This is a genomic window from Streptomyces canus, from assembly GCF_041435015.1.
GTDB lineage: Bacteria > Actinomycetota > Actinomycetes > Streptomycetales > Streptomycetaceae > Streptomyces > Streptomyces canus_G.
Map to the genome: position 1 here is coordinate 5,079,412 of NZ_CP107989.1, position 26,014 is coordinate 5,105,425.

Sequence of the window (26,014 nt, forward strand, 5' to 3'; positions counted from 1 at the left end):
AGCCACCACCTCCATTGGCAACGCCGCCATCACCAGCCCGTGCTCCGACCGCCGAGGGGTCCCGTTCCGTGAGTCTGCATCCCACCCTCCAGCCCTACGCCGACGCCTGGACCCACTCCATCGAAGCGATATCCGAGCTGGTGACGCCCCTCGTGGAGGGAGAGTGGAACCGCCGCACCCCCTGCCCGGGCTGGTCGGTCCGGGACGTGGTGTCCCATGTCATCGGTCTGGACTGCGAGATGCTGGGCGACCCGCGCCCCATCCACACCCTCCCCCGCGACCTCTTCCACGTCACCAACGACCACCAGCGGTACATGGAGATGCAGGTCGACGTCCGCCGCCACCACACGGCACCGGAGATGACCTCCGAGCTGGAGTACGTCGTCATCCGCCGCAACCGCCAGCTGCGCAACGACTCCCGCGACCCCGGCACGAAGGTGCGCGGCCCGCTGGGCACCGAAGTGACGCTCGCGGATTCCATGCGCCAGCACGCCTTCGACGTCTGGGTGCACGAGCAGGACCTGCGCACCGCGCTCGGCCGGCCCGGCAACCTCGACTCCCCCGGCGCGCACATCGCCCGGGACGTCCTGCTCGAAGCGCTCCCCGACATAGTGGCCGTCAAGGCCGACGCCCCCCGCAGCTCGGCGATCGTCTTCGACGTCCACGGTCCCATCGAGTTCCTGCGCACCATACGCGTCGACATCCAGGGCCGCGGCACCCTGGAGACCGCCCCCGCCCTCGGCCCCGCCGCCACCCTCACCCTCGACTGGGAGACCTACGTCCGCCTGGCCTGCGGCCGTGTGACCCCGGAGTCGGCGGCGGACCGTGTGAAGGCGGAGGGCGACCCGCACCTGACGTCGGCGATCCTCAGGAACTTCACGGTGACGCCGTAGCGGGTGACGAAGCCCGTACCGGCGGGTGAGGCGGGCCCGGTGCGCTGACGTCCGCTCAGCTGACGTCCGGTCAGGCGGGCACGTGGACCGTCTCCACCCGGCTCGCCACCAGCCGCTCCCGCTCCCGCCGGGCCGCCCGCCCGCGCAGCCGCAGGATCTGGCTGACGCCGAGCGCCTGGAGCACGAAGACGGAGGAGAAGGCGACGGTGTAGTTGTCGTCGGTCGCGTCCAGGAGCACACCGACGGCGAACAGGGTGGTCATCGACGCGACGAACCCGCCCATGTTCGTGATGCCGGACGCGGTCCCCTGCCGCTCCGGCGGGTTCGCCGGCCGCGCGAAGTCGAAGCCGAGCATCGAGGCCGGTCCGCACGAGCCGAGCACCACGCACAGCACGATCAGCAGCCACATCGGCGCACGCTCGCCGGGACAGGCCAGTGTGGCCGCCCACAGCAGCGCCGTCGCCCCCACGGTCCCGAGCGCGAGCGGCAGCCGCGCCTCGTGGTGCCGGGCGACGACCTGGCCGTAGACCAGACCGACGACCATGTTGGACAGCACGACGAGCGTGAGCAGTTCGCCCGCCACCGCCCGGGACAGCCCCTGCGCCTCGACGAGGAACGGCAGGCCCCACAGGAGCAGGAACACCATCGCCGGGAACTGGGTCGTGAAGTGCACCCACAGCCCGAGCCGGGTGCCGGGCTCCCGCCAGGACGCGGCGATCTGCCGCCGTACATAGGCCGCCCCCTGGTGCGGGAACGGCTCCGGCTCGTGTCCCTCGGGGTGGTCCTTGAGGAAGAGGAGCAGCAGGACCAGCACCACCACACCGGCGAGCGAGCTGCCCGCGAACGCGGGGGTCCAGCCGATGCCGTGCAGGAGCCGGGCCAGCACCAGTGTGGAGACCAGGTTGCCCGCCATGCCGGCGAGCCCGGCGAGCTGCGCGACCAGCGGCCCGCGCCGGGCCGGGAACCAGCGGGTGCCCAGGCGCAGCACGCTGATGAAGGTCATCGCGTCGCCGCAGCCGAGCAGGGCGCGCGAGGCGAGGGCCGTTCCGTACGACGGTGAGAACGCGAAGCCGAGCTGCCCCGCCGTGAAGAGCACCACGCCGAGCGTCAGCACCTTCTTGGTGCCGAGCCGGTCCACGAGCAGGCCGACGGGTATCTGCATGCCCGCGTAGACGAGGAGTTGGAGGATCGAGAAGGTCGACAGGGCCGAGGCGTTCACATGGAAGCGGTCGGCAGCGTCGAGGCCGGCGACTCCGAGGGACGTACGGAAGATGACCGCGACGAAGTAGACGGAGACGCCGATGCCCCACACGGCCATGGCGCGTCGGCCGCCTGGGGGCGCCCCTTCTGAAGAAGGGCCACCCGGAAGAGTGGACCTGTTCATCGGACCTCACCCCGGGCCAGGTGGGAGAACCACTCGACGTGCCCGTGAATCAGGCCTACGACCGCCTCCGCGTCGCCGGAGCGCAGTGCCTGGAGGATCTGCTCGTGCTCGGTGAGGGTCTTGGTGATGCGGTCCGGGTGGGCGTGCATCACGGCGACGCCCATCCTGAGCTGGCGGTCGCGGAGCTGGTCGTAGAGCCGGTTCAGGATCTCGTTGCCGCCGCTGCGGACGATCTCGGCGTGGAAGCAGCGGTCGGTGACGGCGGCGCCGGCCAGATCCCCGGCGGCGGCCTGCTCCTTCTGACGCGCGAGCAGTTCCTCGAGGCGCGCGATGAGCTGTGGGGACGCCGGTACGGCCTTGCGGGCGGCGTGTCCCTCGACGAGTTGCCGGGTCTCGACGACGTCGGTGATCTCCTGGGCGGAGACCGGCAGGACCAGCGCCCCCTTTTTCGGGTAAAGCTTGATCAGCCCCTCGACCTCGAGACGCAGCAGCGCCTCTCGTACGGGTGTGCGGGAAACCCCGACGGCCTCCCCGAGTTCGCCCTCGGTGAGCAGGGTCCCGCCCTCGTAACGGCGGTCCAGTACACCCTGCTTGACGTGGGCGTAGACGCGGTCGGCGGCGGGAGGCTGTTTCACGGCCAGACTCATGCCCACAGCATAGATACAACACGTACGCATGAAGAGTCCCGTTCCAGCATTCGGACCTCGGCAGGAACTCCTGTCCGTGAAAGTCACACCCGCCCCAGCCGGGGCACAACCTTGTGTGCTAGTTACGTGTCACACACGTGCGGCATCACTTTCTTCCCCTCCAACTCGGCCGCACTCAGGGGCATTCGACCGTATTCGGGGTATTTCACTTGATTACCGCTACCAAGGGCCTCCGCGTCCGCAGAGCCGCAGCCGTCGCCATCACGACCGGCGCAGTGCTCGCCACCGGAGCTCTCACCGCGGCACCCGCGCAGGCGCTCACGACGCCGACCATCACCGCCAAGGGCGGATTCCTGATGAACAGCGCGACCGGCACGACCCTCTACAGCAAGTCGCCGAACACGAAGCGGCTCACCGCTTCCACCACGAAGATCATGACCGCGAAGGTGGTGCTCTCGCAGTCGAACCTGAACCTGGACGCCAAGGTCACCATCAAGAAGGCGTACAGCGACTACATCGTCTCCAAGGGCGCTTCGTCCGCGCACCTGATCGTCGGCGACAAGGTCACCGTCCGTCAGCTGCTCTACGGGATGATGCTGCCGTCCGGCTGTGACGCCGCGATGGCCCTCGCCGACAAGTTCGGCTCGGGCTCGACGGTCTCCGCGCGCACCAAGTCCTTCATCGCGAAGATGAACACGACGGCCCGGAGCCTCGGCATGGCGAACACGAAGTTCGACTCGTTCGACGGCATAAGCAATGGTGCGAACGCCTCGACGCCGAAGGACCTCACGCTGCTCGCCCGCAACGTGATGAAGAACTCGACCTTCAAGTCCGTCGTGAAGACCAAGTCGTACACGGCGAAGACGATCACCAAGACCGGCAGCACCCGCACCATGGGTGCCTGGACGAACACCAACACCCTGCTCGGCTGGAACGGCACGCTCGGCATCAAGACCGGCTCGGGCACCGACTCCAAGTACTGCCTCGTCTTCGCCGCCACGAAGAACGGCGAGTCCGTCATCGGCGCGGTCATGACCTCCTCCTCGGCGGCCAACCGCACGACCGACGTGAAGAAGCTCATCAACTACGGCTACGCGAAGATCAGCTGACGCCGACCACGAAGGGGCCCGTCGCCGAGAGCGACGGGCCCCTTCGCCGTGGGACGACGTGCCCACCGCAGGCGGATCACGCCCAGGTGATCAACTTCTTCGGCTGCTCCAGGATGGCCGCCACGTCGGCCAGGACCTTCGAGCCCAACTCGCCGTCCACCAGGCGGTGGTCGAAGCTCAGCGCCAGGGTGGTGACCTGGCGGGGCTTCACCTTGCCCTTGTGGACCCAGGGCTGGAGTTTGATCGCGCCGACGGCGAGGATCGCGGCCTCTCCCGGCGGGAGGATCGGGGTGCCGGTGTCGACGCCGAAGACGCCGACGTTGGTGATGGTGACGGTGCCGCCCTGCATCGCGGCCGGCGAGGTGCGGCCCTCCTTGGCCGTCGCCACCAGCTCGCCCAGGGACTCGGCCAGTTGCGGCAGCGTCTTGGTGTGGGCGTCCTTGATGTTCGGGACGATCAGGCCACGGGGGGTGGCCGCCGCGATGCCCAGGTTGACGTAGTGCTTGAGGACGATCTCCTGGTTCGCCTCGTCCCAGGAGGCGTTGATGTCGGGGTTGCGCTTGATCGCGACCAGCAGGGCCTTGGCGATCAGCAGGAGGGGGTTCACCCGCAGGCCCTGCAGGTCCTTGTCCTGCTTGAGCTCCTCGACCAGCTTCAGGGTGCGGGTCACGTCCACCGTCACGAACTCCGTGACGTGCGGGGCCGTGAACGCCGAACCGACCATCGCCGCGGCCGTCGCCTTGCGGACGCCCTTGACCGGGACACGGGTCTCGCGGGCCGCGTCGTACGACGCGGTGGGAGCGAGCGCGGTGACCGGGGCCTGCGTCACCACCGGTTCGGGCGCGGGCGCCTCGGCCGGGATCGCCGCCGCGTGGACGTCCTCGCGGGTGATGATGCCGTCCGGGCCGGACGGGATCACCGTGGTGAGGTCGACGCCCAGATCCTTGGCCAGCTTGCGCACCGGGGGCTTTGCCAGCGGGCGGGGCTGCACGGTGGCGGCCGGGCTGGCGGCGGCCGGGCTCGTGGTGGCCGGGCCGTGGCCGTTCAGTTCGGTCTGGATGGCGACCGACGCCTGCTGGACCGGGACCTCCGGGCCCTTGCGGGGCCGGCGCTTGGTCGAGGAGGCCGCCACGCCGTATCCGACCAGGACCGGCTGACGGCCCTCGGGCTTCTTCTCGGGAGCCGCGGAGGCTACCGGAGCCTCGGCCGGCGTCTCCGGGGCCGCGGGGGCCCCGCCCGCCACGTCCACCGCGATGATGGCCGTGCCCACGTCCACCGTGGTGCCCTCGGGGAAGCGCAGCTCGCGCACCACCCCGTCGTAGGGGATGGGCAGTTCGACGGCCGCCTTGGCCGTCTCCACCTCGCACACCACCTGGCCGTCGGTGACCGTGTCACCGGCCTTGACATACCACTTGAGGATCTCCGCCTCGGTGAGCCCCTCGCCCACGTCGGGCATCTTGAACTCGCGCACGGACGCTTCCGTCATCGTCGTCACGACCCTCTCCTCAGTACGCCAGCGAGCGGTCGACGGCATCCAGTACCCGGTCCAGTCCCGGCAGGTACTCGTCCTCCAGGCGGGCCGGCGGGTAGGGGGCGTGGTAGCCGCCGACCCTGAGTACCGGGGCCTCCAGGTGGTAGAAACAGCGCTCCGTGATCCGCGCGGCGATCTCCGCACCCGAACCGAAGAACACCGGCGCCTCGTGCACCACGACCAGGCGGCGGGTCTTCTCCACCGAGGCCTGGATCGCGTCGAAGTCCAGCGGCGAGATCGAGCGCAGGTCCACCACCTCCAGCGACCTGCCCTCCTCGGCGGCCGCATTCGCGACCTCCTGGCACAGCTTCACCATCGGGCCGTACGCGACGAGGGTCAGGTCGGTGCCCTCACGGACCACCTGGGCCTTGTGCAGCGGACCGGGGATCGCCTCGGTGTTGACGTCGCCCTTGTCCCAGTAGCGCCGCTTGGGCTCGAAGAAGATCACCGGGTCGTCGCTCTGGATGGCCTGCTGCATCATCCAGTACGCGTCCGACGCGTTCGACGGCGAGACCACCTTCAGGCCCGCCACATGCGCGAACAGCGACTCCGGGGACTCCGAGTGGTGCTCCACCGCCCCGATCCCGCCGCCGTAGGGGATCCGCACGACGACCGGCATCTTGACCTTGCCCAGCGACCGCGCATGCATCTTCGCCAGCTGGGTGACGATCTGGTCGTAGGCCGGGAACACGAACCCGTCGAACTGGATCTCCACCACCGGCCGGTAGCCGCGCAGCGCCAGCCCGATCGCGGTACCCACGATGCCCGACTCCGCCAGCGGGGTGTCCACCACCCGGCTCTCGCCGAAGTCCTTCTGCAGACCGTCGGTGACCCGGAAGACCCCGCCGAGCTTGCCGACGTCCTCACCCATCACCAGGACCTTGGGGTCGGCATCCAGAGCCCGCCGCAGCGACTCGTTGATCGCCTTGGCCAGAGCCATGTTCTTGAACGTCACCGTCTCCGCCATGATCAGGCCCCTTCCCCATCCGCGAACGACGCCTGATAGGCGGCGAACCCGGCCCGCTCCTCATCGACCAACGCGTGCCCGTCCGCATACGCGTGCTCGAAGATCGCGAAACGGTCCGGATCCGGCATCGCACGCACCGCCTCACGCACTCGCTTGCCCAACGCCTCGGACTCGGTCTCCAGTTCCGCGAAAAATCCCTCGTCCGCGTGGTTTGAGGCCTCCAGGTACCGGCGAAGGCGCAGGATCGGGTCCTTCGCCTCCCACGCCTCGCGCTCCTCGTCGGCCCGGTACTTGCTCGGGTCGTCGGAGGTGGTGTGGGCACCCATGCGGTACGTGTAGGCCTCGACGAGCGTCGGTCCCTCGCCGCCGCGAGCCCGCTCCAGGGCCCACTTGGTGACGGCCAGCGACGCGAGCACGTCGTTGCCGTCGACCCGTACGCCGGGGAAGCCGAAGCCCTGCGCGCGCTGGTAGAGCGGGACGCGGGTCTGCCTCTCGGTCGGCTCGGAGATGGCCCACTGGTTGTTCTGGCAGAAGAACACGACCGGGGCGTTGTAGACCGCGGAGAAGGTGAACGATTCGGCCACGTCGCCCTGGCTGGAGGCGCCGTCGCCGAAGTAGGCGATGACCGCGGAGTCGGCGCCGTCCTTGGCGACGCCCATCGCGTAGCCCGTGGCGTGCAGCGTCTGGGAGCCGATGACGATCGTATAGAGGTGGAAGTTGTTCCCGTTGGGGTCCCAGCCGCCGTTGTTCACCCCGCGGAACATGCCGAGCAGGTTGGTCGGATCGACCCCGCGGCACCAGGCCACGCCGTGCTCGCGGTAGGTGGGGAAGACGTAGTCGTCGTCGCGCAGCGCCCGTCCCGATCCGATCTGGGCGGCCTCCTGGCCGAGCAGCGAAGCCCACAGGCCCAGCTCGCCCTGGCGCTGCAGGGAGGTGGCCTCGGCGTCGAAGCGGCGGGTGAGCACCATGTCGCGGTAGAGGCCGCGGAGCTCTTCGGGGGTGATGTCGGCGACGTACTTGTCGTACTCGGCGTTCTTGACGCGCTTGCCCTCGGGCGTCAGCAGCTGAACCAGTTCGGGCTTGGTGCTCGGGGACTTCCTCGTCCCGGCGCTGCGTCGCGGCTTGCGCGCGGCAGTGCTCTCCACGGTCACGTGTGCTCCTCCGTCGGTCCGGCCCTCGGGGTTGCCGGGAGCTGGGGGTCCCCCAGCTCGTTCAGAGCCTGGGGAAGCGGCTCACCTGTTTCCGACACCCGTGCACGGGGTGGGTGTCACTTGGCCGGAACAGGCGTGACAGGTGCCCCGGCGAGCGCCCTGCAAGAATCACGTTACCCAGTGCTCCACATTTCTGTGAAACCCCCTTTGACCTGCGATTTTGCTTGGATATCCAAGTAAATCGGGAAAGGCTGGAAGGGTCGCTGGTCACAGCCTTGCAGGAGGCCGGAGCAACGGCACGTTATCCCGTCGACCCAGGTCACCGGAAGAGCTTCCGCGTTCGACTTGCCGAGTGCGCAAGGAAAGGAAAATCAGGATATTTCTCCTCGACGTACATACCCGGGGTGCAAGCCGAGCCACTTCGAAGGCGTGCCGTGACCGAAGGAGACCGGCAGCGACCCACTGTGTCGCTCCGTGACTGCACGTGACAACGCCCAGTTCACAGCGCTGGCCCGTGCCCTAGCATCTGGCGCGTGCCGCGCTCTCCTGTACTACCCCTCGTGCCTCACGCGCCCCCGCTGGGCGCCCTCCTTCGCCAGTACGCCGCCGGATCCGTCCTCGCCTGCGATCCCGTCGACCAAGGCCTCCTCAACCGCGGCTACCGGCTCCGCACCACCCGCGGCCGGTACTTCCTCAAGCACCACTTCGACCCCGAGACGGCCGCCCCCGAGGCGATCGCCCGCCAGCACGGCGCCACCCAGCGCCTGGCCGCCCTCGGCGTCCCGGTCGCCCCGCCCCTCCCGGCCCACGACGGCCGCACGGTCGCGGTCGTCGGCGGGCACGCCTACGCCCTCCACCCCTGGATCGAGGGCCGCCATCGCCACGGGTCCCAGCTCACCGCCGAACAGTGCGGCCGACTCGGGGCGCTGCTGGGGGTGGTGCACGCGAGCCTGGAGCGGGTGATGCCGATGGAGGGGTGCGAGCAGGGGAAGAAGGGTGCGTCGGCGCGCGGAAGCGCACGAACCGACGAAGGCGCCCCGGACAGCGAGCCGCGCACGCCGTCGAGGGCCGGAACACGGGACGGCCGACGCCCCGCACCGCCGGGCGGAGGGGTGCCGGACGACCGGCACCGCGCGCGGGCGGGCCGGAGCGCGCCGAGTGCCGAACGCGCCGTATCCATGCGTCATGCCGCCGCGCGTGCCCACGGTGCCCGCGCCGACAAGCCGCACACCGGTCACCCGCACGTCCAGAACACGGAGACCATGCCCCCCGTCGACGCCGGCGCCGACCCCGCCGCCACCTTCGCGCTCATCGACGACCTCCTCGCGCGCGTGCGCCGACACCGGCCGGCCGACTCCTTCGACGAGCTGGCCCGGCACCGACTCCTGGAGCGGCGGTCACTGCTCGAACAGCACGTGGGACGGCGGCCTCCGCACAGCGGGCCGGTGGGCTGGGTGCACGGGGACTTCCACCCCTTCAACCTGCTCTACCGGGGCGACGCGCCCGCCGCGATCGTCGACTGGGACCGGCTCGGCGTGAAGCCCCGCGCGGAGGAGGCCGTACGCGCCGCCGCGATCTTCTTCGTCCGCCCCGCGGGGACGCTCGACCTGCCGAAGGTGCGGGCCTACGCGCGCGCGTACCGGCGTACGGCGGGAGCCACGCCCTCGGAACTCGCGGCGGCCGTGCATCGCGTGTGGTGGGAGCGCCTCAACGACTTCTGGATGCTGCGCTGGCACTACGAGCGGGGTGACACCCGCGCGGATGCCCAGTTCCCGGCGGCGTCGGCGCTGGTGGTGTGGTGGACGCGGGAGTACGAGGCGGTGTGCGACGCGTTCGCGGGATGACGCAGCGGCCTCGGAAACGGCACGCGCGCGTGGCGCCCGTTTCCGGGGCCACGCGCGCGTGAAGGGTCGCGGCGGTCAGGAGTCGCCGCCTCCGCCGCCTTGCGTGCCCCCGACCAGGCCGTCGGTCGGGTCCGCCGATTCTGTCGGCTCCGGCGCCGTATCGGTCGGCTCCGCCGTGTCCGTCGGCTCCGTCGCCGTCTCGGACGGCTGCGTCGCCGTGGGCGAAGGCGTGTACGAGGGCGTGTACGAGGGCGTATAGGACGGCGTGTAGCCGGAATCGCCCGAGCTGCCGCTGTTGTCCGTGGACGTGTCGGTCTGCTCGTCGGTCGGCTCGTCGCTCGGCGTCTCGCTGGCCGTCTGGTCGTCGGTGCTCTGCGAGGTGGTCGGCGTCACGGAGCTGCCGGCTCCGCCACCGCCCCCGCCACCGCCGCCGTTGAGCGCCAGGGCGACGCCCGCCGCGACGGCGATCACCGCGAGGACGGCGAGGATCCACAGCTTGCCGCGGCCATTGCCCCGGTTGCCGTGTCCCTCGAAGCCGCCGTCGTCCCCGCCGCTGTAACCGGAGGGGAGGATCGGCTGCGGAATCTGGGTGGTGCCGGAGGAGTCGCCGGGGTGCGGCAGCACGCTGGTGCTCGCGAAGCCCGCGGAGGGCGTGCCGCGGCCGTCGTGCGCCGTCACGGGGCCGGTGTTCCAGGTGCCGGTGTGGCCGCCCTGGTCGTACAGCATCTGCAGGCCGTACTGGACGAGCCCGCGCATCTCCTCGGCCGTCTGGAAACGGTCGTCCGGATCCTTGGCGAGCGAGCGCATGACCAGGCCGTCGAGCTCCGGCGGGACGGCGTCGGAGGCCTGCGAGGGAGGCGTCGGGATGTCCTGGACGTGCTGGTAGACGACGGAGAGCGGGGTCTCGCCGGTGAACGGCGGCCGCAGCGCGAGGAGTTCGTACAGCAGGCAACCCGTGGCGTACAGGTCGGACCGGTGGTCGACCGCCTTGCCGAGGGCCTGCTCCGGGGAGAGGTACTGCGGGGTGCCCATGACCATGCCGGTCTGCGTCATCGTCGTGGACGCGCCGTGCAGGGCGCGGGCGATGCCGAAGTCCATGACCTTGACGGCGCCGTTGTGCGTGATGATCACGTTCGCCGGCTTGATGTCGCGGTGCACGATGCCGTGCTGGTGGGAGTAGGCGAGCGCCTCCAGGACCCCGGAGACGATGATCAGGGCCTGCTCGGGACCAGGCGCCTCGGCGTTGAGCAACAGATCCCGGATCGTCCGTCCCTCGACGATCTCCATGACGATGTACGGCACCGACTGGCCGCCCACGAAGTCCTCGCCGGAGTCGTACACGGCGACGATCGCGTGGTGGTTGAGGCCGGCCACGGACTGGGCCTCGCGCGTGAAGCGGGCCTTGGACGTCGGGTCCTCGGCGAGGTCGGCGCGCAGCAGCTTGACCGCCACGGTGCGGCCGAGCCGTACGTCCTCGGCCGCGAACACCTCGGCCATACCGCCCCGGCCGAGTCTGCGGGTCAGCCGATATCGGCCGTCCCCCACCAGTCCGCCGTTACCCCACAGCTCCGGCGCATCTGACATTCCGCCGCCAGCCGCCTCGGGGTCGGACGGGCCCTGAGCGCGCTGCTGCTGTGCCATCGGTCCTCGCCGTCGTTTCTGCCCGCGGTGCGCGCGGTGTTGTCACGGTCTCCGTCGGCCACGCTACAGCCTTCGCGCAAGCCGCCGGTCCGGGATGAGCCCGGGGACCGGCCCGAGACGGACCGGCCATCAAACCTGTACTACGTCTCGGCGTGCAAATCCTGTGTACCGGCCGTAGGGCACCTGTAACGCCCCGCGCGACCTTTCTTCCGCGTACGGTCACGGAACGGGCACCTCGCTTCCGCGGGGGCGGGGCCCGGAACGGGACGCCGTGGCCAAGGTCACGCCCGCCGCTCCCCGGCACGCCGACCGGGCACGGACCTCCCCCGGAAGAAGAACCCGAACGAGCGCTTCCCACCGGCGACATGAAGGGCCCGGCAGCGTCGGCTGCCGGGCCCTTTCTCAGGTCGGGGGTTACAGGTACGGCCCGCCCGAGCGGCCGCCGGCGCGCGGGTCGACGCCTTCCTCCTGGCCGCCCACGCCCGGGGGCAGCGCGCGGCGCATCTGCTCCAGCTGGGCCCGCGCGGCCATCTGCTGGGCGAACAGCGTGGTCTGGATCCCGTGGAAGAGCCCCTCGAGCCAGCCCACCAACTGGGCCTGCGCAATGCGCAGTTCCGCATCACTCGGGGTCGCGTCCTCATTGAAGGGCAGGGAGAGCCGCTCCAGCTCCTCCACGAGTTCGGGGGCCAGTCCGTCCTCCAGCTCCTTCACCGAGCTGGAGTGGATCTCCTTGAGCCGCGCCCGGCTGGCCTCGTCGAGAGGAGCCGCGCGCACCTCTTCGAGCAGCTGCTTGATCATGCTGCCGATCCGCATGACCTTCGCGGGCTGCTCGACCATCTCCGTGACCGGAACCTCGCGGGAGTCGTCGTCACCCCCGCCGCCCAGCGCCATCCCGTCCTGGCCCACGACCAGGATCTGGGGACTTTCCGGCGAACCTTCGTTCCTCGGCATCTCCATGCCGCCATTCTCTCGCACCCGTACACCTCACCCGTGAGGTGCCCCCGCTACAGGCTGATCCACCGTCCGCGGAGCGGATCACCCCCATGGCGCCGTTCGGAATGCCGGTCTCCTGCGTGAATGCCAGTCTTGTCCAGTGACTCCCTGGCTACGTGCGACGGTACTGGCGATCGTGGTGGGCTCGAGCACCGTCGTCCTGCCGCAGGGCGGCCTGCTCCACGGGACACCTCAGGCCTACGGCGCCGAGTTGCCGTCCCTCACCTCAGCAGCCCCGACGAGCCCGGAGCGCCCGAGCGGCGCCGCGAGCGCGTCACCTTCCCTCACCGACTCGCGGTCGCCGGACCGGCTACCCGCCGACCGGCAGCTACGGAGGACCGACCGGTCCCTTGCCACCGGGACCTCCGCGCGCACCGCCCCGAGCTCGTCGGCCTTCCCCTCCGACATCCCGTCGAGCGCGATCGAGGCTCACGGACCGCGGCACCCCGCCAGGAGCCCGGCGCACTCCCCGCCCGCGGGACCCTCGGATCCCCCACGGGGCCGTGGCCCGGAGCGCGCCTCGCCCTCGGCCTCCCTCGCTCCCTCCCCCTCTGCCGCCACCCCGTCCCGCGCCGGAAGCCGTGCGGGTGAGGGGCGGGAGCGGCCGGGGCGGCGGGAGGAGCCGGCGGAGGAGGAGGACACGGACGCCGAGGGCACGGACTCCGGGGGGACCGATGCCGGGGAGACCGATACCGGGGACGGTGACCTCACCGCCGTGTCGGAGCCGCCCCCGCGGACCGCCCTGGCCCCGTCACGACCCGCGCAGCGGCCCGCGGCCGCGCCCAAGGTGTTCATCCTGCCGCTCGGCACCGGGCTGGTGCTGGTCGGCCTGGGGCTCGGGCTCGGCCTGTTCGCACTGCGGCTGCGGCGCGGGTAGAGCCGTACCGGAACGCCTACGGCCTGACCAGCAGGACCTTGCCGATGTGGCCGCTCTCCTCGACGACCCGGTGCGCGGCGGCCGCGTCGCTCATCGGCAGCTCGCGGTCGACGACGGGGCGGATGTGCCCGGCGTCCAGCAGTGGCCACACATGCTCGCGTACGGCCGCCACGATCGCCGTCTTCTCCGCCGGCGGCCGCGCCCGCAGCGAGGTCGCGCTGATCGCGGCACGCTTGTTCAGCAGCGTGGCGATGTTCAGCTCGCCCTTGATGCCGCCCTGCATGCCGATGATCGCGAGCCGTCCGTTGACGGCGAGTGCCGTGACGTTGCGGTCGAGGTACTTCGCGCCCATGTTGTCGAGGATGACGTCGGCGCCCGCTCCGTCGGTGGCCTTCTTCACCTCCTCGACGAAGTCCTGTTCCCGGTAGTTGATCAGGATGTCCGCGCCGAGTTCGGCACAGCGGTCCAGCTTCTCCGGCGTGCCCGCGGTCACCGCGACCTTGGCACCGACGGCCTTGGCGAGCTGGATCGCCATCGTGCCGATGCCGCTGGAGCCGCCGTGCACCAGCAGGGTCTCGCCGGGGCGCAGGTGGGCGACCATGAAGACGTTCGACCAGACCGTGCAGACCACCTCGGGCAGCGCGGCCGCCCGCCGCACGTCGAGGCCCTTGGGCACGGGCAGCAGCTGTCCGGCCGGTACGGCGACCTTCTCGGCGTAGCCGCCGCCCGCGAGCAGCGCGCACACCTCGTCGCCGACGGCCCAGCCGGAGACACCGGGGCCGATCTCGGCGATCCGTCCGGAGCATTCCAGGCCCGGGTAGGGGGAGGCGCCGGGCGGGGGGTTGTAGAAGCCCTGTCGTTGCAGGATGTCGGCGCGGTTGACGGCGCCGGCCACCACCTCGACCAGCACCTCGCCCTCGCCGGCCACGGCATCCGGCACCTCGCTCCAGACCAGCGCCTCGGGACCACCGGGTTCGGGAATCGTGATCGCATGCATGCGCCCGACGCTACTCCTCGTGCTCCGCGCTTCCTCGACCCCCGCCGCTGCTCGGTCCGCGGTCCCCTGCGATCTCCGTCCTTGGACCGGGCTCCCCGAAATTCGCTGTGCACCACCGATGAGTTTGCGCGACGGTAAAGGTCTCCCCATGCGTAGCCCAAGTACGCGGAAGGACATCCCACCATGAGCCAGCACACGTCAGCCCTGGCCATCGAAACGGCGGGCCTGGTGAAGACGTTCGGCGAGACCAGGGCCGTCGACGGAGTCGACCTCGCCGTGCCGGCCGGCACGGTTTACGGCGTCCTCGGCCCGAACGGCGCCGGCAAGACCACCACCGTGAAGATGCTCGCCACCCTGCTCAGGCCCGATGGTGGCGAGGCCCACGTCTTCGGCCACGACGTCGTCCGCGAGGCCGACGAGGTCCGCGGCCGGGTCAGCCTCACCGGCCAGTACGCCTCCGTCGACGAGGACCTCACCGGCACCGAGAACCTGGTCCTGCTGGGCCGCCTCCTCGGCCACCCCAAGAAGGCCGCACGCGAGCGTGCCGGGCAGCTCCTGGAAGCCTTCGGTCTTTCGGACGCGGCCGGGAAGCAGGTCAAGCACTACTCCGGCGGAATGCGGCGTCGTATCGACATCGCCGCGTCCATCCTCAACACACCCGAACTGCTCTTCCTCGACGAGCCGACCACCGGCCTCGATCCGCGCAGCCGCAACCAGGTCTGGGACATCGTGCGCGCGGTCGTCGCCCAGGGCACCACCGTGCTGCTGACCACGCAGTATCTGGACGAGGCCGACCAGTTGGCCGCCCGGATCGCCGTCATCGACCACGGCCGGGTGATCGCCGAGGGCACGAAGGGCGAGCTGAAGGCCTCGGTGGGCGCCGGGACCGTACATCTGCGTCTGAGGGACGGCGGGCAGCGGCCCGAGGCGGCGGAGATCCTCCGGCGGGCCCTGGACGCCCAGGTGCAGCTGGAACCCGACTCGGTCGCCCTGACGGCGCGGCTCGGCTCGGCGACCGGTGACACCGCCGCCGAACAGGCCTCGCGCGCCCTCGCCGAACTGGCGCGCACCGGGATCACCGTCGACAACTTCTCGCTGGGCCAGCCCAGCCTGGACGAGGTCTTCCTCGCCCTCACCGGACACGACACGCACGATGCCCGCGACGCCCGCGACGACAAGGACGAGGTGGCGGCATGAGCACCGCGACACAGACCGAGGCCCAGGACCTCGCCCCCGTCAGCGCGGAGTCGCTGGCCGCGCTGCTGGTCGCCGGGGAGCGTCCGCCGCGCCCGAGCGCCTTGTCGGCCTCGCTGACCTTCGGCTGGCGGGCGATCCTCAAGATCAAGCATGTGCCGGAGCAGCTCTTCGACGTCACCGCGTTCCCGATCATGATGGTGCTGATGTACACGTACCTGTTCGGGGGCGCCCTGGCCGGGTCCCCGAAGGAGTACATCCAGTTCCTGCTGCCGGGCATCCTGGTGATGTCGGTCGTGATGATCACGATGTACACCGGTGTCTCGGTGAACACCGACATCGAGAAGGGCGTCTTCGACCGGTTCCGCACGCTGCCGATCTGGCGGCCGTCGGTGATGGTCGGCTATCTGCTCGGCGATGCCCTGCGCTACACGATCGCGTCCGTCGTGATGCTCACCGTCGGGGTGATCCTCGGCTATCGCCCGGACGGCGGCGTCGGTGGTGTGATCGCCGGGATCGCCCTGCTCGTCGTCTTCTCGTTCGCCTTCTCGTGGATCTGGACGATGTTCGGGCTGCTGCTGCGCACCGAGAAGTCGGTGATGGGCGTCAGCATGATGGTGATCTTCCCGCTGACCTTCCTGTCCAACGTCTTCGTCGACCCTCGCACGATGCCGGGCTGGCTCCAGGCCTTCGTCAACAACAGCCCGATCACCCATCTGTCCTCGGCCGTGCGCGGGTTGATGGCGGGCGACTGGCCCGCCGACGAGGTCGCCTGGTCGCTGGGGTGGGCGGGTCTGTTCATCGCGGTCTTCGGGCCGGTCACCATGCGGCTCTACAACCGCAAGTGATCACTGCGAGGGCATCGGAGGCAGCGGGCGCGCGTCGGGTGCCAACTGGGTGCCCGGCGTCGCGCGCACGATCGTGATCAGCCGGTCCGTCAGCTCCAGCGTCCCGATGGCCGGATCGTCGTAGCCGAGCACCCGGTGCCCGCGCAGAACGCTCACCACCAGGTCGCCCGTCTCCCTCGGATGCCTTCCCACCTCGGCCTTTATGACCGGCCGTTCGACGATGTCGAGCCCGCTGCCCTGCTGGATGAGGTCCTCCATCACCATGCCGGCGGCGGGGCTGAGCACCGAAAGACCGAGGAGCCGGCCGGCCGCACTGGCACTGGTGATGACCGCGTCGGCACCTGACTGCTTGAGCAGCGGCGCGTTCTCCTCCTCGCGCACAGCGGCCACGATCTTGGCGCCCTTGTTGAGCTGCCGGGCGGTCAGGGTCACGAGGACGGCCGTGTCGTCGCGCTGGGTGGCGATGATGATCTTCCGCGCCCTGTGCACCTCGGCACGCTTGAGCACCTCACTGCGTGTGGCGTCCCCGACGATCCCCGCATAGCCGTCGGCGGTCGCGGCCTCGATCGCCTTGCCGCTGGGGTCGACCACGACGACCTGCTCCTTCTTCAGACCCGTCGCGCAGACGGTCTGGATCGCCGACCGGCCCTTGGTGCCGAAGCCGACGACGACGGTGTGGTCGCGCAAGGTGGACCTCCAGCGATTGAGCCGCCACTCCTCCCGGGTGCGTTCGGTGAGGACTTCGAGCGTCGTGCCGACCAGGATGATCAGGAACAGCACACGCAGGGGCGTGATGACGAAGATGTTGGTGAGCCGGGCGGCGTCGCTGACCGGGGTGATGTCGCCGTATCCCGTGGTGGAGAGGGTGACCGTCGCGTAGTACCAGGCGTCGAGGAAGTCGACGGACTGGTCGGAGTTGTCGTTGTAGCCGTCACGGTCGGCGTAGACGATGAGGGCCGTCGCCGCGAGGACCAGCAGGGCCATCAGCACCCGCTTGGCGACCTGGCGGAACGGGTGCTCCACCACTTTGCGCGGAAGCTTCACCTTGTGGGTCACGAGATGCTCGTCCGCCTGGCGGGCGATCGCGTCATGGCCCGGAAGTTTCACGTGAAACACACCCCGATCCCGGCGGATGCCCAGGGCAGATCGAGCAGTTCGGCCTCCTGCCCCGGCCGGGCACCCCCGGGCGGTACGACGGCGAGGGCGTCGGCGGCCGCGATGCTCCGCAGCATGGCCGGGCCGTTGTAGTGCAGCGGAACCGCACTGTCACCGCGCAGGACGACCGGGACAAGCCGGGTGTCGTACGGATGACCGTGGGCCTCGTCCCTCAAGGGCAGCGTGTACGGCTCCGGGGCCGGGCGGGCGGCCAGGGTGCGCAGCAGCGGCTCGGCGAGCGTGAGCAGGCCGGAGACCGCCGCCAGGGGATTGCCGGGCAGGCCGACGAGGTGCTGGTTCTCCTTGGTGCGGGCCAGCAGCATGGGGTGGCCGGGGCGCACCTTGACGCCGTCGACCAGGAGTTCGGCGCCGATACGGCCAAGGACGGGGTGGACGTGGTCGACGGGTCCGGCCGCGGTGCCGCCGGTCGTGACGATCACGTCGGCGTCGGAGCGGGTGAGCGCCTTGTGCAGGGCCGCGGCGGAGTCGCCGAGCCGGCGTACGGCGGTGACCTCGGCGCCGAGCGCGCGCAGCCACGGTGGGAGCATCGGCCCGAGCGCGTCCCGGATCAGGCCGTCGCGCGGAGCACCTTCGGTGAGCAACTCGTCGCCGAGGACGAGGACTTCGACGCGGGGGCGGGGGACAGCGGCGAGGGTGTCGTATCCGGCGGCCGCGGCAAGACCGAGGACGGCCGGGGTGACGAGGGCGCCGGGCGGCAGGAGCTGGTCGCCGCTACGGCACTCCTGTCCGCGCGGGCGGATGTCCTGGCCGTGGACGACCTCCCGGGTGGCGTGCAGCCTGCCCTTCTCGTCGGTCTGTCCGTGCTCGCTGCGCAGGACGGCGGTGGTGTCCGGGGGAATGCGGGCGCCGGTGGCGATTCGGGCCGCCTCGCCGTCGGTGAGGGGAGCGGGCTCGGCGTGTCCGGCCAGTACGCCCTCGTCCCTTACGGCCCAGGGGCCGGGTCCCGCGACCGCCCAGCCGTCCATGGCCGAGGTGTTGAAGGAGGGAAGGTCGGTGAGGGCGTCGAGGGGAGCGGCCAGGGTGAGACCGAGGGCGTCCTCGAGCCGTACGGAGACGGGGGCGCGGCGGGCGCTGCGGGTCACGGCACGGGCGGCCCGGGCGGCCGTGGCGCGGGCCTCGGTCCAGGGGGTCGCCTTGTGGTGGGTGCCCGGTTCGGGCGCGCGGCCGGAAGCCTGAGGCCCGGGTACCGGGGCACGGTGGGCGGCACCGTTGTCTTCCTTCACCAGCGCCAGCGCCTCCTCGACGTCGAACTCGTCGGCGTCCTCGGCGTCCTCGCCGCTGCGCAGGGACCGGGCGGTCATCCGGCGTCCGGGCGGGTGTCGGGGCCCCCGTCGGGCGTGGCGGCGGTGTCGCCTTCGGTCTCGTCGGCCCAGCGCAGGGCCAGGGCCGCGGCCTTGCGGGAGGCCTCGGCGACCGCCTCGGAGCCACCGCCTGCCTGCGCGGCGGCATAGCCGACGAGGAAGGTGGTCAGCGGTGCCGCGGGCCTGGCCACGCCGTGCGCGGCGTCACGGGCGAGGTCGAGCAGCACGCCGGTGTCGACATCGAGGTCGATGCCCAGTTCGTCCTTGACTGCGGAAATCCATTCATCCAACACGTGCCCATGCTCCCTGATGCGTGCCCTGGCGGTGGCGATGTCGTCCCAGGTGTCGCAGTCGAAGGACGCGACGGGGTCGGGGACGCGCGTGAGGTCGAGCGCGGCGGTCAGCCGGCGCAGCGGAAGGCCGGTGAGAGCGCCGTGCTCCTTGGTGAGCGCGGCGAGCCCGTGGCGCAGCGAGGTCGCGCGGTACGCGGCCACCAGCGGCTGGTCGCGTCCGTCGGCGTCGGTGAGCAGCACGCCGTCGGCGCCGCCTGTGCGCAGAACGGTCAGCAGCAGCCGGGCGGTGCCCTGCTGGAGGAAGGGCAGGTCGGCGGAGAGCACCAGGACGTACCGCGCCGTGGTGTGCCGCAGGCCGGCGTCCAGGGCGGCCAGCGGGCCGCCGCCGGGCGGGTCCTCGCGGGCCCAGGTCACCTGCCGGGCGGTGGGGCGGGGATCGGCGACGACGGCGGTGGTGCCCGCGTCGGCGCAGGCGGCGAGGACGCGGTCGAGCAGGGCGCGTCCGCCCACCCGCACACCGGGCTTGTCCGCGCCGCCGAGCCGCCGGGCGGCACCCCCGGCGAGCACGACCACGTCGTACACCGGACCGGCGCCTGGATCGCGCGAGGGCTCGTACGAGGTCACCCCCCGAGTATGCGTGCCGCCGCGATCACAGGGAACGTACGGCGGCGCCGTGATCGCGCCGTGCAGGTGCCGGGGCCGCGACCGCGGTATGGCGGCGCCGCGGTCACAGGGTGCGCAGCAGGACCGCCGGCTGTTCCACGCAGTCCGCCACATAGCGCAGGAAGCCGCCCGCGGTGCCGCCGTCGCACACCCGGTGGTCGAAGGTGAGCGAGAGCTGGACGACCTGGCGCACGGCCAGCTCGCCCTCGTGCACCCACGGCTTGGGGACGATACGGCCGACGCCGAGCATGGCCGCCTCGGGGTGGTTGATGATCGGCGTGGAACCGTCGACGCCGAACACGCCGTAGTTGTTCAACGTGAAGGTGCCGCCCGTGAGTTCCGCGGGGGTGAGGGTGCCCGTGCGGGCCGCCTCGGTCAGCCGGGCGAACTCGGCGGACAGGGCCTCGGCGTCACGCGCGTGCGCGTCCTTCACGACCGGCACGACCAGTCCCCGCTCGGTCTGCGCGGCGAACCCCAGATGCACGGCGTCCAGCCTGACGATCTCCCTGGCCGCCATGTCCACGGTGGAGTTGAGCTCGGGGAAGCGGGCGAGGGCGGCGGTGCAGATCCGGGCGAGCAGCGCGAGCAGGGAGATCTTCGGAGCGCCGGTCGCGTTCATCGCGGCACGCGCGCGCATGAGTTCCGTCGCGTCGGCGTCCACCCAGCAGGTGGCGTCGGGGATCTCGGTCCGGCTCCGCGAGAGCTTGTCGGCCACGGCGCCCCGGACGCCCTTGAGGGGGACGCGGGTCCCTCCGGGGGTTGTCGCGGGAGCTGCCGCCGGGGTGGCGGCCGGCACGGGCGCCGTACGCGTCTGTACGGCGGCGGCCCGCAGGGCGTACTCGACGTCCGCCCGCAGGATCAGTCCGTCGGGGCCGGAGCCGGTGAGCTCCTTGAGGTCGAGGCCGTTCTCGCGCGCGAGCCGGCGCACCAGGGGCGAGATCACGGGAACGGGCCCGTCCGCCACGGCCTCGGGCGCACCGGGCCGACCGGCCGCGGTCACCCCGGACTCGTCCACGGTTGCGGTCGCCACCGCCCCTGACGCGTCCCGTCCGGCCGTCTGTGCCCCGGGCCCGCCGTGCGGCTCCCCGACCGGCTCGGCGGCCATGCTCCGGCCGTTCGCGGCCGCGGGCACGGCGGGTGCCGGCCGTACCCTCCGCCGCCGGGCGGGTGCTTCCGAGGTGCCGTACCCGACAAGGACGTTGCCCGAACCCCCCGCAGAACCGGTGGAGGCCTCCGTCGAACCGCCGGGGGCCGACGCTCCGACCGCCACCGTGATCAGCGGTGCCCCCACCGGGAGCTCGCTGCCCTCCTCGCCGAAACGGGCCGTGACGACGCCGGCGTAGGGGCACGGGACGTCGACCATCGCCTTGGCCGTCTCGACCTCGACGACCGGCTGGTCGACCGCGACGACGTCGCCGACCTCCACGAGCCAGCGGACGATCTCCGCCTCGGTCAGGCCCTCGCCGAGATCCGGCAGCCTGAACTCCAGCACCTGCGCCATCAGCTCTCCGCCTCCCATTGCAGACGCCCGACGGCGTCCAGGATCCGGTCCACGCCGGGCAGGTGATGACGCTCCAGCATCGGCGGCGGGTAGGGGATGTCGAACCCGGCCACGCGCAGCACCGGCGCCTCCAGATGGTGGAAGCAGCGCTCCGTGACCCGGGCCGCGATCTCCCCGCCCGGTCCGCCGAACCCGCCCGACTCGTGCACGACGACCGCCCGCCCGGTCCGCCGCACCGAGGCCGAGACCGTGTCGTCGTCGAACGGCACCAGTGAGCGCAGGTCGACGACTTCGAGGTCCCACCCCTCCTCCCGCGCGGCCTCGGCGGCTTCGAGGCACACGGGTACGGACGGGCCGTACGTGATGAGTGTGGCGCTCCGGCCCGAGCGCCGCACCACCGCACGGCCTATGGGTTCAACGGTCTGGGGATCGTCCGGGTTCCAGGAGTCCTTCGACCAGTACAGCCGCTTGGGCTCCAGGACGACGACCGGGTCGTCGGAGGCGATCGCGGCGCGCATCAGGCCGTAGGCGTCGGCGACGGTCGCGGGCGTGACGACGTGGAGTCCCGGCGTCGCCATGTAGTACGCCTCGGAGGAGTCGCTGTGGTGCTCGACCCCGCCGATGCCCCCGCCGTAGGGGACCCGGATGGTGATCGGCAGCGGCATCGCTCCGCGCGTGCGGTTGCGCATCTTCGCCACATGGCTGATCAGCTGCTCGAACGCCGGGTACGCGAAGGCGTCGAACTGCATCTCCACGACCGGCCGCAGCCCGTACATCGCCATGCCGACGGCCGTGCCGAGGATGCCCGCCTCGGCGAGCGGGGTGTCCGTGCAGCGGTCCTCGCCGAACTCCTTGGCGAGCCCGTCGGTGACCCGGAAGACACCGCCGAGGGTGCCGACGTCCTCGCCCATGACGTGCACGGTGGGGTCGGCCGCCATCGCGTCGCGCAGCGCACGCGTGAGGGCCTGCGCCATGGTGGCGGGCTTGAGGGCGACGGTGGTCATCGGCGCGTACCCCCGTGAGAGTCGTGCTCGGCTTCGAGCTCGGCGCGCAGCTGGGCCCGCTGCTCGCGCAGTTGCGGGGTGGGCTCGGCATAGACGTGGGCGAACAGGTCCATGGGGTCGAGGACCGGGTCCTGGTTCATGCGCTGGCGCAGCCCGGCGGCGAACTCCTCGGCGTCCTGGCGCACGGCCTCGATGCCGGCCTCGTCGATCAGGCCGCGCTCGGTCAGCTCGTGCTCCAGGAGGGCGATCGGGTCGTGCCCGCGCCAGGTCTCGACCTCGGCGTCGCCGCGGTAGCGGGTCGCGTCGTCGGCGTTGGTGTGGGCGTCCACGCGGTAGGTGATCGCTTCCACCAGGGTGGGTCCGCCGCCCGCGCGCGCGTGGCGTACGGCGGCGCTGAGGACCTCGTGCACGGCTGCCGCGTCGTTGCCGTCGACCAGCCGCCCCGGCATGCCGTAGCCGACGGCCTTGTGGGCCAGCGACGGGGCCGCGGTCTGCTTGGCGAGCGGGACGGAGATCGCGAAGCCGTTGTTCTGGACCAGGAAGACCACCGGCGCCTGCCAGACGGCGGCGAAGTTCAGCGCCTCGTGGAAGTCGCCCTCGCTGGTGCCGCCGTCGCCGACCATGGCGAGCGCGACCACGTCGTCGCCCTTGAGGCGGGCGGCGTGCGCGAGGCCGACGGCGTGCGGGAGCTGGGTGGCGAGCGGGGTGCACAGGGGGGCCACGCGGTGTTCGCGCGGGTCGTATCCGGTGTGCCAGTCGCCGCGCAGGAGGGTCAGCGCCTGGACGGGGTCCAGGCCCCGGGCGACGGCGGCGAGGGTGTCGCGGTAGCTGGGGAAGAGCCAGTCGCGGTCCTGCAGGGCCAGCGCGGCGGCGACCTCGCAGGCCTCCTGTCCGGTGCTGGACGGGTAGACGGCGAGGCGACCCTGCTTGGTGAGGGCGGTGGCCTGCGTGTTGTAGCGGCGGCCGCGCACCAGCTCGGCGTACAGGCGGCGCAGCAGGGCCGGGTCGGCCTTGGCGGCCGCGTCGGTGCCGAGGACGCGTCGTGGCTCCGCGTCGGGCAGCAGGGGCGCGGGGTCCGTGCGGGGCTGCCATGCGGGCGGCGGCGATGGCCGGTACGCGCCCCGCTGCTCCATGACCGTCATGACGGCACCTCCTCGTGGGAGCGGCTGGTGGCGCACCACGGGTGTGTGAGGCGCCTCACCTACCGATTGTTCGGTCGTCGGCACATTTTGGCTACCGGCCCCCTCAGGCTGTGGACAAACGGTTCTCCACAGCCTCCAATGAACGCAGTACGTCCATGGCAGGGAGGCGGGGGGACATGGCATCTGAACAAATGGCCGAAGGCCCGGAGAGCGGCGTCCCCCTCCCGCCCCCGCGTCCGCTCGACGCCATCGATCAGGACATCCTCCAGATGCTCCAGGCGGACGGCCGCGCGTCGATAAGGTCGGTCGCCGAACGGGTCCATGTCTCCCGCGCCAACGCCTACGCGCGGATCAACCGGCTCGTCGAGGACGGCGTCATCCGCGGCTTCGGGGCTCGCGTCAACCACGAGCGCGCGGGCCAGGGCACCTCGGCGTACATCACCCTGAAGATCGTCCAGAACTCCTGGCGAACGGTCCGGGAACAGCTCAGACAGCTGCCCGGGGCCTCCCACATCGCCCTGGTCGGAGGGGACTTCGACGTGCTGCTCCTCGTCCACACGCCCGACAACAGATCCCTGCGCGAGCTGGTCCTGACCCGTCTCCAGGCGATCCCGGAGGTCCTCAGCACCCGCACCCTCCTGGTCTTCGAGGAAGAGGACCTGGAGCCGCAGGGCTGACGTCAGGGCTGCGCGCGCAGCCCGGAGAACACCAACTGCACCACCGCGTCGGCGACTTCGCGCTCGTTCATCCCCCGCCCGTCCGGGCGGTACCACTCCACGATGGAGTTGATCATGCCGAAGACCAGGCGGGTCGCGAGGCGTACCTCCACGTCGCCGCGTACCTCGCCGTCCGCGGCCGCCGCCTTCAGGAGCTCGGCGACCCGGTGGTCGAAGTCGCGGCGGCGCTCCAGCGCCCAACGCTCGGTACCGGTGTTGCCGCGCACGCGCAGCAGCAGGGTGACGTACGGGAGTTCGGCGATGAGCACCTCGACCATGCGCCGCACGACGTACTCCAGGCGGGCGGAGGCACGGCCCACGCGCGCGTGCTCCTCGTCGAGGATCCCGAAGAGGCCGTCCAGGGCCCGGCTGACGGCCCGGCGCAGGAGCTCCTCCTTGCCGGACACATGGTGGTAGATCGACGACTTGGAGATACCGGCCGCCTTGGAGAGGTGCTCCATGGAAGTGCCGTCGTAGCCGCGCTCGTTGAAGATCTGGACGGCGACCGACAGCAGGGTCTCCGGGGTGTACGTGTCCCGCTTGGCGGTCGTCATGAGGTGCTGCCCTCCCGCTTGTCGGAGGCGTACGCGTGGCGGTACAGCGCGAGCGAGGGCGCGTACCGCCCGGAGGGGTCGCGCAGGTGCAGGTCGTCGAGGAGGGCGTAGGCCCAGTTGCGGCCGAGCCTGCGGCTCCACTCGAACGGGCCGAGGGGATAGTTCACCCCGAGCCGCATCGCGGTGTCGATGTCCTCCTGGGTGGCCACACCCTTGGCGACGGCGTCGTGCGCGAGGTCGACGATGCGGGCGACCGTACGGGCGACGATCATGCCGGGCACGTCACCGATGACGCTGACGTCCTTGCCCAGCGCCTGGAAGAGCCCGACGGCCTCGGCGAAGGTCTGCTGCGAGGTGTCCTGGGAGGCGGACAGCGCGATGCGCGTGGCCCTGCGGTAGTCGAGCGCGAGGTCGAAGTAGACGACGTCCCGGAACTCCACCGAGGTCTGCCCGTCGGCGAGGGCGAGCTGCCCGCCGCTCGGCATGACCAGCCGGGTGCCGTGGTCCTCCTCGTCCTCGCGGACCGGAATGCCCGCCTCGCGGATCAGGGCGAGCAGTTCGGACGCGGGGCCCAGGTCGCCCTCGGCGACGACGTACGCGGGAGCCTGGGCCGGCTCCGCGGTGTGCGGCTCGTCGCGCTCGGCGCCGTCCGTGTAGTCGTACCAGCCCTGTCCGCTCTTGCGGCCGAGCCGGCCCGACTCGACCAGACGCTGCTGGGCCAGCGAGGGCGTGAAGCGCACGTCCTGGAAGAAGGCCCGCCACACGGAGTGCGTCACGGACTCGTTGACGTCCTGCCCGATCAGGTCGGTCAGTTCGAACGGGCCCATCTTGAAGCCGCCGCACTCGCGCAGGACCGCGTCGATGGTGGCGGGCTCGGCGCCCTGGGCCTCGTAGACCGCGAACGCCTCGGCGTAGAAGGGCCGCGCGATGCGGTTGACGATGAAGCCCGGGGTGTCGGCGCAGGCGACCGGCGTCTTGCCCCACGCGCGTGCCGTCTCGTACGCGCGCGTGGCCGAGGAGACGTCGGTGGCGAAGCCGGAGACGACCTCGACCAGCGGCAGCAGCGGGGCGGGGTTGAAGAAGTGCAGGCCCACGAAGCGGCCCGGGTGGCGCAGGGCGCCGGCGATGGCCGTCACCGACAGGGAGGAGGTGTTGGTGGCGAGCAGACAGTCCTCGACGACGATGTCCTCCAGCTCCCGGAAGAGCTGCTGTTTGACGTCCAGTCGCTCCAGGACGGCCTCAATGACCAGGGTGCAGTCCGCGAGGTCGGTGAGGTGCTCCGCGGCCGCGAGACGGGCGCGCGCCGCGTCCCGGTCGGCGGCGGTGAGCCGGTCCTTCTCGACGAGCCGGTCCAGCCGGGCACCGATCGCGTCGGCCGCCTCCCGGGCACGGCCGGGGGCGGCGTCGTACAGCCGCACGTGATGCCCGGCGACCAGCGCGACCTGGGCGATGCCCTGGCCCATGGTGCCGGTGCCGACGACGGCCACGGGGCTGCTGAGGTCGAGTCCTGTCATGTGCGCGATCCTCCCGCACGGGGTTTTCCACAGATGCGGCGGACCCCCTTGTCCCGACCGATCGTTCGGTTACT

Annotated in this window: 23 protein-coding genes; 7 read left to right on the top strand and 16 right to left on the bottom strand. The window is 71.4% G+C overall.

Annotation, left to right across the window (positions count from 1 at the left end):
* Positions 1-68: 68 nt before the first annotated feature.
* Positions 69-893 carry a maleylpyruvate isomerase family mycothiol-dependent enzyme gene (locus OG841_RS23080; RefSeq protein ID WP_328639762.1) on the top strand — a complete coding sequence of 275 codons (825 nt, stop codon included), beginning with the start codon at positions 69-71 and terminating at the stop codon, positions 891-893.
* 70 nt (positions 894-963) lie between these two features.
* Here OG841_RS23080 and OG841_RS23085 read toward each other — a convergent pair whose 3' ends face one another.
* Positions 964-2,211, bottom strand: a complete 1,248-nt coding sequence (locus OG841_RS23085) for an MFS transporter (RefSeq protein WP_328639761.1) — start codon at positions 2,209-2,211, stop codon at positions 964-966.
* Positions 2,212-2,273: 62 nt separating this feature from the next.
* On the bottom strand, positions 2,274-2,924 hold the full coding sequence (locus OG841_RS23090; RefSeq protein ID WP_328639760.1) for a GntR family transcriptional regulator: 651 nt from the start codon (positions 2,922-2,924) through the stop codon (positions 2,274-2,276).
* A gap of 209 nt (positions 2,925-3,133) precedes the next feature.
* On the opposite strand from OG841_RS23090, the gene OG841_RS23095 reads away from it, so the two are divergent.
* A complete protein-coding gene (locus tag OG841_RS23095) occupies positions 3,134-4,033 on the top strand; it encodes a D-alanyl-D-alanine carboxypeptidase family protein (RefSeq protein WP_328639759.1) in 900 nt (299 codons plus the stop codon).
* Between the two features lie 76 nt (positions 4,034-4,109).
* On the opposite strand, the gene OG841_RS23100 is transcribed toward OG841_RS23095, so the two are convergent.
* Genes OG841_RS23100 through pdhA (OG841_RS23110) form a run of 3 tightly spaced genes read right to left on the bottom strand, consistent with a single transcriptional unit; the run spans position 4,110 to position 7,682 of the window.
* Positions 4,110-5,528 (bottom strand): dihydrolipoamide acetyltransferase family protein, encoded by a 1,419-nt coding sequence (locus tag OG841_RS23100; RefSeq protein WP_371566779.1) that lies wholly within the window; start codon positions 5,526-5,528, stop codon positions 4,110-4,112.
* Between the two features lie 10 nt (positions 5,529-5,538).
* Positions 5,539-6,531, bottom strand: coding sequence for an alpha-ketoacid dehydrogenase subunit beta (locus tag OG841_RS23105; protein ID WP_328639757.1), 993 nt, complete (start codon positions 6,529-6,531; stop codon positions 5,539-5,541).
* Between the two features lie 2 nt (positions 6,532-6,533).
* The gene (gene pdhA, locus OG841_RS23110) at positions 6,534-7,682 is read right to left on the bottom strand and encodes a pyruvate dehydrogenase (acetyl-transferring) E1 component subunit alpha (protein WP_328639756.1); all 1,149 of its coding nucleotides are present in this window, start codon (positions 7,680-7,682) and stop codon (positions 6,534-6,536) included.
* Positions 7,683-8,242: 560 nt separating this feature from the next.
* Here pdhA (OG841_RS23110) and OG841_RS23115 point away from each other — a divergent pair.
* Complete coding sequence (locus OG841_RS23115; protein WP_371566780.1) at positions 8,243-9,526, top strand: phosphotransferase; 1,284 nt, start codon at positions 8,243-8,245, stop codon at positions 9,524-9,526.
* A gap of 75 nt (positions 9,527-9,601) precedes the next feature.
* On the opposite strand, the gene OG841_RS23120 is transcribed toward OG841_RS23115, so the two are convergent.
* Positions 9,602-11,167, bottom strand: coding sequence for a protein kinase domain-containing protein (locus OG841_RS23120; RefSeq protein WP_328639754.1), 1,566 nt, complete (start codon positions 11,165-11,167; stop codon positions 9,602-9,604).
* A gap of 414 nt (positions 11,168-11,581) precedes the next feature.
* A complete protein-coding gene (locus tag OG841_RS23125) occupies positions 11,582-12,124 on the bottom strand; it encodes a bacterial proteasome activator family protein (protein WP_365116520.1) in 543 nt (180 codons plus the stop codon).
* A gap of 136 nt (positions 12,125-12,260) precedes the next feature.
* Between OG841_RS23125 and OG841_RS23130 the strand changes: the two genes are divergently transcribed.
* Positions 12,261-13,037 (top strand): hypothetical protein, encoded by a 777-nt coding sequence (locus OG841_RS23130; protein ID WP_371566781.1) that lies wholly within the window; start codon positions 12,261-12,263, stop codon positions 13,035-13,037.
* Between the two features lie 16 nt (positions 13,038-13,053).
* Here the strand turns inward: OG841_RS23130 and OG841_RS23135 are convergent, their stop codons facing one another.
* Positions 13,054-14,034: an NAD(P)H-quinone oxidoreductase gene (locus tag OG841_RS23135; protein WP_371566782.1), complete on the bottom strand. Its 981-nt coding sequence runs from the start codon at positions 14,032-14,034 to the stop codon at positions 13,054-13,056.
* A gap of 183 nt (positions 14,035-14,217) precedes the next feature.
* Here OG841_RS23135 and OG841_RS23140 point away from each other — a divergent pair, with 183 nt between their 5' ends.
* Positions 14,218-15,231 (top strand): ATP-binding cassette domain-containing protein, encoded by a 1,014-nt coding sequence (locus OG841_RS23140; RefSeq protein WP_328639750.1) that lies wholly within the window; start codon positions 14,218-14,220, stop codon positions 15,229-15,231.
* Positions 15,228-16,076 (top strand): ABC transporter permease, encoded by an 849-nt coding sequence (locus tag OG841_RS23145; protein ID WP_328639749.1) that lies wholly within the window; start codon positions 15,228-15,230, stop codon positions 16,074-16,076. Before OG841_RS23140 ends, OG841_RS23145 begins: the two co-directional genes overlap by 4 nt.
* Here the strand turns inward: OG841_RS23145 and OG841_RS23150 are convergent, their stop codons facing one another.
* The 6 genes from OG841_RS23150 to pdhA (OG841_RS23175) all read right to left on the bottom strand — a co-directional run bounded on the left by OG841_RS23150 (position 16,077) and on the right by pdhA (OG841_RS23175) (position 23,156).
* Positions 16,077-17,192 (bottom strand): potassium channel family protein, encoded by a 1,116-nt coding sequence (locus OG841_RS23150; RefSeq protein ID WP_371566783.1) that lies wholly within the window; start codon positions 17,190-17,192, stop codon positions 16,077-16,079.
* Entirely contained in the window at positions 17,180-18,553 is a 1,374-nt protein-coding gene (locus OG841_RS23155; protein ID WP_371566784.1) for a molybdopterin molybdotransferase MoeA, read from the bottom strand. The genes OG841_RS23150 and OG841_RS23155 overlap by 13 nt, the downstream gene beginning before the upstream one ends.
* Positions 18,550-19,470, bottom strand: a complete 921-nt coding sequence (locus OG841_RS23160) for an NTP transferase domain-containing protein (protein WP_328639746.1) — start codon at positions 19,468-19,470, stop codon at positions 18,550-18,552. The genes OG841_RS23155 and OG841_RS23160 overlap by 4 nt, the downstream gene beginning before the upstream one ends.
* A 103-nt stretch (positions 19,471-19,573) precedes the next feature.
* A complete protein-coding gene (locus OG841_RS23165) occupies positions 19,574-21,010 on the bottom strand; it encodes a dihydrolipoamide acetyltransferase family protein (RefSeq protein ID WP_371566785.1) in 1,437 nt (478 codons plus the stop codon).
* Positions 21,010-22,014: an alpha-ketoacid dehydrogenase subunit beta gene (locus tag OG841_RS23170; RefSeq protein WP_266386021.1), complete on the bottom strand. Its 1,005-nt coding sequence runs from the start codon at positions 22,012-22,014 to the stop codon at positions 21,010-21,012. The genes OG841_RS23165 and OG841_RS23170 overlap by 1 nt, the downstream gene beginning before the upstream one ends.
* Positions 22,011-23,156 carry a pyruvate dehydrogenase (acetyl-transferring) E1 component subunit alpha gene (gene pdhA, locus OG841_RS23175; RefSeq protein WP_365116508.1) on the bottom strand — a complete coding sequence of 382 codons (1,146 nt, stop codon included), beginning with the start codon at positions 23,154-23,156 and terminating at the stop codon, positions 22,011-22,013. The genes OG841_RS23170 and pdhA (OG841_RS23175) overlap by 4 nt, the downstream gene beginning before the upstream one ends.
* A gap of 176 nt (positions 23,157-23,332) precedes the next feature.
* On the opposite strand from pdhA (OG841_RS23175), the gene OG841_RS23180 reads away from it, so the two are divergent.
* The gene (locus OG841_RS23180) at positions 23,333-23,833 is read left to right on the top strand and encodes an Lrp/AsnC family transcriptional regulator (RefSeq protein ID WP_371566786.1); all 501 of its coding nucleotides are present in this window, start codon (positions 23,333-23,335) and stop codon (positions 23,831-23,833) included.
* 2 nt (positions 23,834-23,835) lie between these two features.
* On the opposite strand, the gene OG841_RS23185 is transcribed toward OG841_RS23180, so the two are convergent.
* Entirely contained in the window at positions 23,836-24,426 is a 591-nt protein-coding gene (locus OG841_RS23185) for a TetR/AcrR family transcriptional regulator (protein ID WP_328639743.1), read from the bottom strand.
* Complete coding sequence (locus tag OG841_RS23190; protein WP_371566787.1) at positions 24,423-25,940, bottom strand: 3-hydroxyacyl-CoA dehydrogenase; 1,518 nt, start codon at positions 25,938-25,940, stop codon at positions 24,423-24,425. The genes OG841_RS23185 and OG841_RS23190 overlap by 4 nt, the downstream gene beginning before the upstream one ends.
* Between the last annotated feature and the right edge of the window lie 74 nt (positions 25,941-26,014).

Excerpts from the sequence above, each read along its gene's own strand:
- pdhA (WP_365116508.1), bottom strand. The coding sequence starts at position 23,156 with ATGACGGTCATGGAGCAGCGGGGCGCGTACCGGCCATCGCCGCCGCCC.
- OG841_RS23145 (WP_328639749.1), top strand. The coding sequence starts at position 15,228 with ATGAGCACCGCGACACAGACCGAGGCCCAGGACCTCGCCCCCGTCAGC.
- OG841_RS23185 (WP_328639743.1), bottom strand. The coding sequence starts at position 24,426 with ATGACGACCGCCAAGCGGGACACGTACACCCCGGAGACCCTGCTGTCG.
- OG841_RS23170 (WP_266386021.1), bottom strand. The coding sequence starts at position 22,014 with ATGACCACCGTCGCCCTCAAGCCCGCCACCATGGCGCAGGCCCTCACG.
- OG841_RS23135 (WP_371566782.1), bottom strand. The coding sequence starts at position 14,034 with ATGCATGCGATCACGATTCCCGAACCCGGTGGTCCCGAGGCGCTGGTC.
- OG841_RS23190 (WP_371566787.1), bottom strand. The coding sequence starts at position 25,940 with ATGACAGGACTCGACCTCAGCAGCCCCGTGGCCGTCGTCGGCACCGGC.
- OG841_RS23165 (WP_371566785.1), bottom strand. The coding sequence starts at position 21,010 with ATGGCGCAGGTGCTGGAGTTCAGGCTGCCGGATCTCGGCGAGGGCCTG.
- OG841_RS23090 (WP_328639760.1), bottom strand. The coding sequence starts at position 2,924 with ATGAGTCTGGCCGTGAAACAGCCTCCCGCCGCCGACCGCGTCTACGCC.
- OG841_RS23125 (WP_365116520.1), bottom strand. The coding sequence starts at position 12,124 with ATGGAGATGCCGAGGAACGAAGGTTCGCCGGAAAGTCCCCAGATCCTG.
- OG841_RS23085 (WP_328639761.1), bottom strand. The coding sequence starts at position 2,211 with ATGGCCGTGTGGGGCATCGGCGTCTCCGTCTACTTCGTCGCGGTCATC.
- OG841_RS23155 (WP_371566784.1), bottom strand. The coding sequence starts at position 18,553 with ATGACCGCCCGGTCCCTGCGCAGCGGCGAGGACGCCGAGGACGCCGAC.
- OG841_RS23140 (WP_328639750.1), top strand. The coding sequence starts at position 14,218 with ATGAGCCAGCACACGTCAGCCCTGGCCATCGAAACGGCGGGCCTGGTG.
- OG841_RS23120 (WP_328639754.1), bottom strand. The coding sequence starts at position 11,167 with ATGGCACAGCAGCAGCGCGCTCAGGGCCCGTCCGACCCCGAGGCGGCT.
- OG841_RS23105 (WP_328639757.1), bottom strand. The coding sequence starts at position 6,531 with ATGGCGGAGACGGTGACGTTCAAGAACATGGCTCTGGCCAAGGCGATC.
- OG841_RS23180 (WP_371566786.1), top strand. The coding sequence starts at position 23,333 with ATGGCATCTGAACAAATGGCCGAAGGCCCGGAGAGCGGCGTCCCCCTC.